General features: G+C 66.7%; 10 protein-coding genes and 1 pseudogene. 6 read left to right on the forward strand and 5 right to left on the reverse strand.

What is annotated here, in order from left to right:
* Positions 1-146: 146 nt before the first annotated feature.
* The 3 genes from thiP (at position 147) to EN738_RS22870 (ending at position 4,258) form a co-directional block, all read left to right on the forward strand.
* Positions 147-1,757: a thiamine/thiamine pyrophosphate ABC transporter permease gene (gene thiP / locus EN738_RS22860; RefSeq protein WP_127285703.1), complete on the forward strand. Its 1,611-nt coding sequence runs from the start codon at positions 147-149 to the stop codon at positions 1,755-1,757.
* Entirely contained in the window at positions 1,757-2,524 is a 768-nt protein-coding gene (gene thiQ, locus EN738_RS22865; RefSeq protein WP_189524293.1) for a thiamine ABC transporter ATP-binding protein, read from the forward strand. The genes thiP and thiQ overlap by 1 nt, the downstream gene beginning before the upstream one ends.
* A 258-nt stretch (positions 2,525-2,782) precedes the next feature.
* Entirely contained in the window at positions 2,783-4,258 is a 1,476-nt protein-coding gene (locus EN738_RS22870) for a M48 family metalloprotease (RefSeq protein ID WP_245494626.1), read from the forward strand.
* A 17-nt stretch (positions 4,259-4,275) separates the two neighbouring features.
* Here EN738_RS22870 and EN738_RS22875 read toward each other — a convergent pair whose 3' ends face one another.
* Positions 4,276-5,139, reverse strand: a complete 864-nt coding sequence (locus EN738_RS22875) for an RNA polymerase factor sigma-32 (protein ID WP_127285705.1) — start codon at positions 5,137-5,139, stop codon at positions 4,276-4,278.
* A gap of 338 nt (positions 5,140-5,477) precedes the next feature.
* On the opposite strand from EN738_RS22875, the gene EN738_RS22880 reads away from it, so the two are divergent.
* From EN738_RS22880 to EN738_RS22890, 3 genes are all read left to right on the forward strand, one after another.
* Positions 5,478-6,251, forward strand: coding sequence for an amino acid ABC transporter substrate-binding protein (locus tag EN738_RS22880; RefSeq protein ID WP_127285706.1), 774 nt, complete (start codon positions 5,478-5,480; stop codon positions 6,249-6,251).
* Between the two features lie 155 nt (positions 6,252-6,406).
* Complete coding sequence (locus EN738_RS22885) at positions 6,407-7,087, forward strand: ABC transporter permease subunit (protein ID WP_127285707.1); 681 nt, start codon at positions 6,407-6,409, stop codon at positions 7,085-7,087.
* A complete protein-coding gene (locus tag EN738_RS22890; protein ID WP_127285708.1) occupies positions 7,084-7,848 on the forward strand; it encodes an amino acid ABC transporter ATP-binding protein in 765 nt (254 codons plus the stop codon). The genes EN738_RS22885 and EN738_RS22890 overlap by 4 nt, the downstream gene beginning before the upstream one ends.
* Before the next feature lie 169 nt (positions 7,849-8,017).
* Here EN738_RS22890 and EN738_RS22895 read toward each other — a convergent pair whose 3' ends face one another.
* The 4 genes and pseudogenes from EN738_RS22895 to EN738_RS22910 form a co-directional block, all read right to left on the reverse strand.
* Positions 8,018-8,599 (reverse strand): CarD family transcriptional regulator, encoded by a 582-nt coding sequence (locus tag EN738_RS22895; protein ID WP_127285709.1) that lies wholly within the window; start codon positions 8,597-8,599, stop codon positions 8,018-8,020.
* A gap of 430 nt (positions 8,600-9,029) precedes the next feature.
* Positions 9,030-9,368 carry a ferredoxin FdxA gene (gene fdxA, locus EN738_RS22900; protein WP_006202440.1) on the reverse strand — a complete coding sequence of 113 codons (339 nt, stop codon included), beginning with the start codon at positions 9,366-9,368 and terminating at the stop codon, positions 9,030-9,032.
* A gap of 158 nt (positions 9,369-9,526) precedes the next feature.
* Entirely contained in the window at positions 9,527-9,913 is a 387-nt protein-coding gene (locus EN738_RS22905; RefSeq protein ID WP_127285710.1) for an RNA-binding S4 domain-containing protein, read from the reverse strand.
* A 12-nt stretch (positions 9,914-9,925) separates the two neighbouring features.
* Positions 9,926-10,742: pseudogene (locus tag EN738_RS22910) on the reverse strand (helicase); the annotation flags it as partial.

A 10,742-nucleotide genomic window follows, 5' to 3' on the forward strand; every position in this document is an offset into this window, starting at 1 on the left:
GGTTCCCCCACTCCGTCGCCGCTTCGCGGCGCCACCTCTCCCCCCTCCGGAGGGAGAGGAAAGGAGCCTCCGCGGGGGAGATGGCCGGCAGGCCAGAGGGGGGCGCGAAGGAACGCGGCTTTCGCTAAGTTCCGCCAAGGTGCAGCGTGCGGCTCGCGCCTCGCTCTGACCCCCGCATTACCGCCGGCATCGCCGCGCTAGGCGCCATCGCCTTGCTGATCGGCGGGGCCTTTGCCGGCCTTGTCCTCGAAGGCGCGCATGATTTCTCCGGCGCCGCCTCGGCCTTCGATCCCTATCTGCTGCGCGTCGTGCGCTTCACGCTGTGGCAGGCGCTGTTGTCGACGCTGCTTTCCGTCGTGCCGGCGTTGTTCGTCGCACGCGCGCTTTCCCGGCATCCGCGATTTCGCGGGCGCGGCCTGATCCTGCAGCTCTTCGCCCTGCCGCTGGCGCTGCCGGCGATCGTTGCGGCGCTCGGCATTCTGGCACTCTATGGCAGCGCCGGCTATTTCGCCGGCCTGCTCGGCGGCCGGGATTGGCCGGGCATCTACGGACTGTCCGGCATCCTCGTCGCCCATGTCTTCTTCAACCTGCCCCTGGCCACGCGCCTGTTCCTCGAGGCGCTGGGCACTGTGCCGGCCAATCACTGGCGGTTGGCAAGCCAGCTCGGCATGGGCGTCCGGCCCGCCTTCCGGCTGATCGAGTGGCCGGCGCTGCGGGCGGCGCTGCCCGGCGTCGCCGGGCTGGTGTTCATGCTGTGCATCACCTCCTTCACCATCGTGCTGACGCTCGGCGGCGGGCCGGCCGCCACGACGCTGGAGGTCGCCATCTACCAGGCGCTGCGCTTCGATTTCGATCCGGCGCGGGCGGTGACGCTGACGCTGCTGCAGATCGCGCTGACCTTCGCCGTGGTGCTGGCGCTGACGCGGCTCGGCGCCAACACGGCCGGCGACGCCAACCTGCCGGTGGCGGCGCGCCGCTACCTTTCGGCGAGCCCGGCGGAAACCTTGCTGAACGCGGCCCTGATCGTGCTCGCCCTGCTGTTCGTGGCCGGCCCGATAGCGGCGACGGTCGCGGCAGGCCTCGGCGCCGACCTCGGCCGGCTGGCCGGCGAGGGCGCGGTGCGGCAGGCGACGCTGACCAGCGTGGTGCTGGCCTTCCTGTCGGCGTCGCTCGCGGTGACGATGTCGCTGGCGCTGATCGCGGCGCGCCGGGCGCTGGCCCTGAAACGCCGTTCCGGCCGCAATACATTGCTGGAACATGCAGCGGATACCGGCGCCGGCTTCGTCCTCGTCGTGCCGCCCATCGTCGTCGGCGCCGGCTGGTTCCTGCTCTTGCGCACAGTCAGCGACGTCTTTGCCATTGCCCCGCTGATGGTCGTCGCCGTCAACGCGGTGATGGCGATGCCCTTCGCCATCCGCGCGATCCGCCCTGCCTATGACGCGGCAAGCGAGCGCCACGAGCGGCTCTGCCTGCTGCTCGGCATATTCGGCTGGAACCGGCTCAGCCTGATCGACTGGCCGTCGCTCAGGCGGCCGCTCGCCACCGGCTTCGCCTTCGCCATGGCGCTGTCGCTCGGCGATCTCGGCGTCATCGCGCTGTTCGGCAGCGATTCCGTGCAGACCTTGCCCTATCTTCTCTTGGCGCGCATGGGCAGCTATCGCACCGCCGACGCCGCCGGCCTCGCGCTTTTGCTCGGCCTCGTCTGCCTGGCGCTGGTGCTTGCCGCCGACCGGCTCGGGCGCGGGGAGAGATCATGATGCCGGCGAACGAAAGCAAGGCGAAAGGGGCGACGGTTCGGCTGGAGGACGTGTCATTCGACTATGGCGAAGCGCCGTTCCGTTTCGACGTCGGGTTCGCCGACGCGAAGATCACCGCCATCATGGGGCCGAGCGGTTCGGGAAAGTCGACGCTGCTCAACCTTGTGGCCGGTTTCGAGGCGCCGCGTTCGGGGCGCGTGCTGATCGACGGCAGCGATGTCAGCGCCGCGCCGCCTTCGGCACGGCCGGTCTCGATGGTTTTCCAGGAGAACAATCTGTTCGCGCATCTTTCGGTGGAGCGCAATGTCGGGCTTGGCCGCTCGCCATCGCTTAGCCTCGGCGAGGCCGACCATGCGGCGATTGCCGAGGCGCTGGCGCGTGTCGGCCTTGCCGGCAAGGAGAGGCGGCTGCCGCGCGAGCTTTCCGGCGGCGAGCGGCAGCGGGTTGCGCTGGCCCGCGTGCTGGTGCGCGACCGCCCGGTGCTCTTGCTCGACGAGCCCTTCGCTTCGCTCGGACCGGCGCTGCGCGACGACATGCTCGATCTGCTCGCCAGCGTCCATGCCGAACGGCAGATGACGGTGCTGTTCGTCACGCACCAGCCCGAGGATGCGCGCCGCATCGGCCAGGACATGGTGTTCCTCGACAACCACACGGTCGCCGCGACGGGGACGGCGGCCGATTTCTTCGACGGCTCTGGACCGGACGCCTTCCGGCGCTATGTCGGCATGGACGCGGCCAAAGGGTCGCGCCTCGACGACCGCGGATGAGGCGCTCGGGTTCTGTTCGGTGCAGGCCGTTGCCTCAAAACCACAGTGCATTTTCGGGCGGCATGCATCGCCGCCGGATCATGGCGTGTTGCCCGGAAGCGGACATAATTTACGCTCAAACCGGGTTTGGGTGATGCAGCGTTTGCTTGCCTTGACTGGAGGAGTATGGCTAGGTCCGCCCATACTGGTCCGGCACAGGCCGTGATTTGCCCGCAAAGATTTGGAAAGGAAGCCGATCTGCCGACCGGCAAGCATAGAGTGCTGACGAAACCGCTGGCGCGCCTCCTCGCGTTGGCCGGCCTTGCCGTGGCGCTGGCCAGCTGCCAGATGTTCACGCCGCCGGATGTGCAGGAATCCGGTTTCCAGCCGTCCGACAAGCCGATCACCGTCGACAATGTCGTAGCCAACTCGAAGCTCGCCGAAATGGCGAAGGCGCAGCACCCGCGCATCCTTGCCACCTATGGCGGCGAATATTCCGATCCCAAGCTCGAGCGCATGGTGGCCAAGGTCGTCGGCAGCCTGACGGTGGTGTCGGCCAATCCGACCCAGACCTATCGCATCACCATCCTCAATTCGCCCAACGTCAATGCCTTCGCGCTGCCCGGCGGCTACCTCTATGTCACCCGCGGCCTGCTGGCGCTGGCCAATGATTCGTCCGAGCTCGCCGCCGTCATCGCGCACGAGATGGGCCATGTCACCGCCAATCACGGCCTGCAGCGCCAGCAGCTCGAAGCCGAGGAAGGCTTGGCGACCAAGGTGGTGTCGGACGTGCTGGGCGACAGTCCGACGGCCAAGGCGGCGCTCATCCGCGGCAAGCTGAGGCTCGCCCAGTTCTCGCGCAACCAGGAACTGCAGGCCGACGCCATCGGCATCAAGTCGATCGGCGAGGCGGGTTATGATCCCTATGCCGCCGGCCGCTTCCTGCAGTCGATGTCGGCCTATACCGATTTCCGCTCGATCAGCGGCGCCACCGATGCCAGCCTCGACTTCCTGGCCACGCATCCGAACACGCCGCAGCGCATCGAGCTTGCCCAGCGGCTTGCCCGCAACTTCGGCCCGCCGGGCATCGGCACGCGCGACCGCGACGCCTTCCTCGCCGGCATTGACGGGCTGCTCTACGGCGATACGCCGGAAGAGGGCTATGTGCGCGGCCAGACCTTCCTGCATCCGGGCCTCGGCGTGTCGTTCACGGTGCCCGACGGCTTCGTCATCGACAATTCGGCGGCGGCGGTGACGGCAACCGGCCCCGGCGACATGGCGATCCGCTTCGATGGCGTCTCGATCGACAAGTCGCGGGCGCTGACCGACTATATCCGCAGCGGCTGGGTGGCCGGCCTCGACGAGTCAAGCGTTCGCCAGGAAACCATCAATGGCAACGAGGCGGCCGTGGCGCATGCCGGCGCCGACGGCTGGCAGTTCGACATCGCTGTGATCCGCGCCGGCGGCCAGGTCTACCGGCTGCTGACGGCGGCACCTTCGGCCAGCACCGCGCTGGAGCCGGTGGCGCGCTCGGTCAGCGGCTCGTTCCGCATCCTGAGCGCTGCCGAGAAGGCGGCGCTGAAGCCGCTGCATATCCGCGTCGTCACAGTCCAGGCCGGGCAGACCATGGGCTCGCTCGCCGCGCAGATGGTCGGCGTCGACCGCAAGCTCGACCTGTTCAGGGTGCTCAACGCGCTATCGCCGGGCGCCGCCGTCTCGACCGGCGACAAGGTCAAGATCGTCACCGACAGATAGGCTGGGGCAGACAGAAGTCAGGCGGCGGTCGCCAGGAATTCAGGATTCTGCTCGACCAGCGCGACTTTCAGCTTTTCCATGGCGCGGGCCTCGATCTGACGGACGCGCTCCTTGGAGATGCCGAGCGCCTCGCCGAGCGCTTCCAGCGTCGCGCCCTCGTCGGTCAGCCGGCGCTCCTCGATGATCCTCAGCTCGCGCGCGTTGAGTGCGCCGAGCGCCGCCTTCAGCCACAGCGAGCGGCGTTCGATGTCGATCGTGTCGCCGACGACCTCGTCGGGCAGCGGATCGTCCGAAATCAGGAAATCCATGCGCTCGGCCGGACCGGAATCATCGCCAAGCGGCGCATTGAGCGAGCTGTCCGGAGCCGACAGGCGCGAATCCATCATCGCCACGTCGGCTTCCGGCACGCCGAGTGCCGCCGACACCTCGCGATAGAGCGAGGCGTTGGAAATCGGCTCGGCGCCGTTCGCCAGCCGGGCGCGCAAACGCCTGAGATTGAAGAACAGCGCCTTCTGCGCCGAGCTGGTGCCGCCGCGCACGATCGACCAGTTGCGCAGGATGTAGTCCTGCATCGAGGCGCGAATCCACCAGGTGGCATAGGTCGAGAAGCGCACTTCGCGTTCCGGCTCGAAACGGGCGGCTGCTTCCAGCAGGCCGACATGGCCCTCCTGGATCAGGTCGCCGAGCGGCAGGCCGTAGTGGCGGAACCGCGAGGCCATGGAGATGACCAGGCGCATATGGGCGACCGTGATGCGGTGCAGCGCGTGCTGGTCGTTGTCCTCCTTCCAGCGCAACGCCAGAAGATGCTCCTCCTCGCGCTCGAGATAAGGAGCCTTCATCGCCGCGCGGACCATGGTCCGTCCTGCCGTGTCGTCGATCATGCCGCGCTCCATTTTCCGATATCGCGGACATTCCGGTGTCCGGATACCATCCCTGGCGTCAGCGGCGGTTGAAATGGCGGCGCCGCGCCCTACAAAGCCAAGAACGTGCCATGCCGGGGAATGTTCCGCAGCGACGGCCGGGCGGCTTTGCGTTGTCTCGGACGACTCTAAACAGCAGGGAGCCTGCTTGCGGATCGGTTCTCGCATACGCTTGAGCATGTCATTCCTGGAATGCCAGATTTTTGAAATCTGGTTCCTTATTTTGCTCAGCCCTATCTGTCAGTTTCCGGCTCTCACAGACGCGCCGGGGCACCGGCCAAAAACGGGATCACAGAAAAATGAAATGGCTTAAGTCGCTCATCATCGCCGGGACGCTGCAGGCCCTGGCGGTCACCGCCGGCCATGCCGGCGCCAATCTCGACCAGATCAAGCAGGCCGGCGTCCTCAAGGTCGGCACGGAAGGCACCTACGCGCCCTTCACCTATCATGACACGTCCGGCGCGCTGGTCGGCTTCGACGTCGAGATCGCCAAGGCGATCGCCGACAAGCTCGGCGTCAAGGTCGAGTTCCTCGAAGGCAAATGGGACGGGCTGATCGCGGGCCTCGACGCCAACCGCTACGACGCCGTCATCAACGAGGTCGGCATCACCGACGCGCGCAAGGCCAAGTACGACTTCTCCGATCCCTACATCGCCTCCAAGGCGGTGCTGATCGTGCGCGGCGACAACACCGACATCAAGACCTTCGCCGATCTCAAGGGCAAGAAGTCGGCGCAGTCGCTGACCTCCAATTTCGGCAAGCTGGCCGAGACCAACGGCGCCGAACTGGTCGGCACCGACGGCTTCGACCAGTCGATCCAGCTTCTGCTCACCGGCCGCGCCGACGCCACCATCAACGACAGCCTCTCCTTCCTCGATTTCAAGAAGCACAAGCCCGACGCCAATGTGAAGATCGCCGCGCAGGAAGAGAATGCCGACTATTCCGGCGTCATCGTGCGCAAGGGCGATCCGGAACTGGTCGCCGCGATCAACAAGGCGCTGGCCGACATCAAGGCGGACGGCACCTACAAGAAGATCGCCGACACCTATTTCGGCCAGGACGTTTCGCAGTAAGCCAGGCCGTCTTGCACTTCGATCCCGGCGGGCCGTCTTTGACGGCCCGCCGGTTTTCGCGTGATATGCACCGCGCAGCCCCTCGCCGGAGCCACCCGCCGCGACGCCGGAGGTGACGGACGGTTATCCAGGCTGCACCTCAAGGAGAGGGCCCCGTGCCGCACTGGCTGCAATTGATGCTGGAATCGCTGCCGACGCTGTTGTGGGCGGCGCTGATCTTCACCGTGCCGCTGACGCTTTTGTCGTTCGCCTTCGGGCTCGTCGCCGGGCTGGCCACGGCGCTGCTCAGGCTGTTCGGCCCCAAGCCCCTGGCGGCCGTGGCCCGCTTCTATGTCTGGATCTTCCGTGGAACGCCGCTCCTGGTGCAGCTCTTCCTGATCTTCTACGGCCTGCCCTCGGTCGGCATCCTTCTCGACGCCTTTCCCGCGGCGCTGATCGGCTTCACGCTCAACATCGGCGCCTATACGTCGGAGATCATCCGCGCCGTCATCGGCTCGGTGCCGAAAGGGCAGTGGGAGGCGTCCTATTCGATCGGCATGACCTGGAGCCGGGCGATGCGGCGCACGATCCTGCCGCAAGCAGGCCGCGTCGCCGTGCCGCCGCTGTCCAACACCTTCATCTCGCTGGTCAAGGATACATCGCTGGCCGCAGCCATCACCGTGCCGGAGATGTTCCAGGCGGCGCAGCGCATCGTCGCCACCACCTACGAGCCGCTGATCCTCTATATCGAGGCGGCGGCGCTCTATCTGGTGATGAGCTCCGTGCTGTCGGCGCTGCAGGCGCGGCTGGAGGTGCGTCTCAACCGCTACGGCGGCTTCCTGGAGGCGAACGCATGATCGGCCTCGACAAGATCGAGAAGCGGTTCGGCGACAACCTCGTGCTGAAGGGGGTCACCGTCAGCATCGAGGAAGGCAGCGTGACCGCGCTGGTCGGCCCGTCCGGCGGCGGCAAAAGCACGCTCCTGCGCTGCATCAACCTGCTGGAGATTCCGACCTCCGGCACGGTGCGGATCGGCGAGGAGACGCTGGAATTCCGCCCGGGCATCAAGGTGCACGCTAGGGACATCCAGCGCATTCGACTGCAGACCGGCATGGTGTTCCAGAACTTCCAGCTGTTCCCGCATCGCACCGCGATCGAGAACGTCATGGAGGGGCTGGTGACGGTGCTGAGATGGCCGGAGGCGAGGGCGCGCGAGCACGCGCTGGCGCTGCTGGAGAAGGTCGGCATGGCGCACAAGGCCGATGCCTGGCCGGCGACGCTGTCGGGCGGACAGCAGCAGCGCGTGGCGATCGCCCGCGCGCTGGCGCCGTCGCCGAAGGTGCTGCTCTGCGACGAGCCGACCTCGGCGCTCGACCCGGAGCTGGCGCAGGAAGTGGTCGAGGTGCTCGGGCAGCTCGCCCGGGAGGGCACGACCATGGTGATGGCCACGCACGATCTGAGGCTCGCCTCCAAGATCGCGCAGGAGGTGGTGTTCCTCGATGCCGGCGTCGTCGTCGAGAAAGGCCCGGCCTCGGTCGTGTTCGACAGGCCGGAGCGCGAGCGGACGAAACGCTTCATCGCCTCGCTGCGGCAGGAGGAGGCTCAGAAGGGTAGCTGAGCCCCTACCTCCCCCTTGTGGGGAGGTCGACCGAAGGTCCGGGTGGGGGTCGGTGCCGCACCCCCGCCCCGCTGCTTCGCAGCGACCCTCCCCACAAGGGGGAGGGTAAAGTCCCAGCAACAAAAAACCCGGCGCGAGGCCGGGTTTTTCGTTTTCTTGAGCGAAAAGCTCAGGCAGCTTCTTCCTGCTCGGCTTCCTCGTTGTCGGCCTTGGCGCCACGCTTCGGGCCCTTGTTGAGGTTGACCTCGATGAGGCGAACCGCCTCGGTCTCCGACATGCGGTTGACGGCGGCGATCTCGCGGGCCATGCGGTCGAGCGCGGCCTCGTAAAGCTGGCGCTCGGAATAGGACTGCTCCGGCTGGTTGTCGGCGCGGTAGAGGTCGCGCACGACTTCCGAGATCGAGATCAGGTCGCCCGAGTTGATCTTGGCATCATACTCCTGGGCGCGGCGCGACCACATGGTGCGCTTGATGCGGGCGCGACCCTGCACGACCTTCAGCGCGCGGTCGACATAGTCCTCTTCCGACAGCTTGCGCATGCCGATGGAGGTCGCCTTGGCGACCGGCACCTTGAGACGCATCTTGTCCTTCTGGAAGTCGATGACGAACAGTTCCAGCTTGTGGCCGGCGACTTCCTGCTCGTCGATCGAGACGATCTGGCCAACGCCGTGCGCCGGGTAGACGATGAATTCGCCGGTCTTGAAACCGTGACGTGCTGCGCTGGACTTCTTCTGCGGGGTGATCGTTGCCATTACGCCCTGAACTCCTTGTTGTAGCGCCGGCATGGCGGCGCCGGCTGAAACTCGCGCGATCGGGGTCACCGACCGTTAGCCGCACAACAGATGAACCCATCCGGAAAAACCGGGGCCAGCCAACCGCACAATTGCGACCGCCTGCCCCAGATCGCTCTGGTCCGGATTGTGAAGTTCACCTTTCAGTGATTTGGGGCGTCTGCGCCATAAATCGACGTTGTGTCACCGGCATGTTTGGCTGATGTAGCACAAAAAGTCGGAAGAATCAAGGTTTTGCTGCATTCGCGAAGGCCGTGCGCCATCCCTGCCTGTCAAGACAGTTCCTGTTTCGCACCTGTTACGCAGCGTCATGCCGGCCGAACCGGCCGTGTCGCTTTTGATTTGCGCATGATCCTTTCCGAAAATCGAAAGCGATTTTCGGGGTCATGCGCTAGTCGCCTTCGCCGGGCTCGGCCGAGAAATATTTCTCGAATTTGCCAGCCTCGCCATCGAAGGTCTTGGCGTCGGCCGGCGGCTCTTTCTTGGCGGTGATGTTCGGCCACTTCTCGGCATATTCGGTGTTGACCTGCAGCCACTTCTCGAGCCCCGGCTCGGTGTCGGGCTTGATCGCGTCGGCCGGGCATTCCGGTTCGCAGACGCCGCAGTCGATACACTCGTCGGGGTGGATGACGAGCATGTTCTCGCCTTCGTAGAAACAGTCGACCGGACAGACCTCAATGCAGTCCATGTATTTGCATTTTATGCAATTGTCGGTCACGACATAGGTCATCGCAGGCTCCGGGACGTCCCGTTTTTGCTGGGCTTTTTGGTGAGGTAACGCCTTTGCCGGCCGCTGGCAAGGGCGGCCGTCCCCAGCGCTGCCGGCGTGCCCGGAAAGGATTTTCCAGACGGCCCGCCGGACAAGGCCGGTCTTGTCTCAATCCTCTCTCAATCCTCGCCGAGCAGCCGGTCGGTTTCCCGCCGCTCTTTCTTGGTCGGGCGACCGCTGCCGGCTTCGCGCAGCGCCGGAATGGCGTCCGGAACCGCCTCGCCCTTCGGCGTGGGCTGTGGCGACATATCCTCATAGAGCAGGCGGGCCTCCTCGGCGGGGCCGCGCCTGGCGCCGGCGCCGAGCACCTTCCAGACCAGAATGCGTCGGTCCAGAGTGAGGGTCAGGACGTCGCCGGGGCGGACAATGTCGGAGGCCTGCGCTGCTTTGTCGCTGTTGATGCGCACGCGGCCAGCGACCACGAGCTTAGCCGCCAGCGAGCGCGATTTTACAGCGCGCGAGAAGAACAGCCATTTGTCGATGCGCTGGCGGGCATCGGTGACCATCGTAACCGCAGGCTACTTCTTCAGCTGGTCGCGCAAGGCGGCGAGCTTGGCAAAGGGCGAGTCCGGATCGAAGCGCGCCGGCCGCTCCTCGCGCGGCTTGGCCTGGAAGGCAGGCTTGCCGGCTTGCCCGCCGCCCTTGCCGTCCTGCCGGCCGCCTTTCCAGTCGGGCCTGCCGTCGCGGCGATCCGGACGTTCGCCTTGCGGCCTGCCCTCGCGGCGCTCGCCAGCCTCGCCTTGCGGTCTCGGCTTGAACTTGGAGCGGTCGAAGCGAGGCTTGCCGTCGCGCTGATCGCGGCGTCCTTCCTGGGCTCCGCCAGGCTGCCCGCCGGCGGCGTCAGCCTGGCCCTCGCGCGCGGCCTGGCCGTTGCGCGGGCGATTGTCCCTGCGGTTGTCGTGGCGATGGCGCGGGCGCTGGTCGAAGCGGCCCTGCCGCCATAGAAGGATGGGTTTCGGCTCCTCGGCCTCGGCGGCCGCCTCGCTGGTGGTGGCTTCCGGCGTCGCGGCAAGCTCGGCGGACACCGCTTCCGCCGCGGGTGACTCCGCGGCCACCGGCTCTGCGGCGACGGCGTCAACTTCGGCTTCTGCCTGCGGCTCTGCCGGAGCAGTATCCGCAGGCTGCTCGGCGACGGCTTCCGCGGCGAGCGGGGCCTCGTCAGGGGCCTCTTCCGAGACCGGCTCGGCAACCATCTCGGTGACGGGTTCGGCCGAAACCTCAACCGGGGCATCTGACGCCACAGCGGCATCCGGGCCAGGTTCGGAACCCTCGGCCGGTGTTTCGACGCCGGCGTCTGCCGAAGCCGGCGTCGAAACACCGGCCGAGGGTTCCGAA

This window comes from Mesorhizobium sp. M4B.F.Ca.ET.017.02.2.1 (genome assembly GCF_003998955.1).
Classification (GTDB): domain Bacteria; phylum Pseudomonadota; class Alphaproteobacteria; order Rhizobiales; family Rhizobiaceae; genus Mesorhizobium; species Mesorhizobium abyssinicae.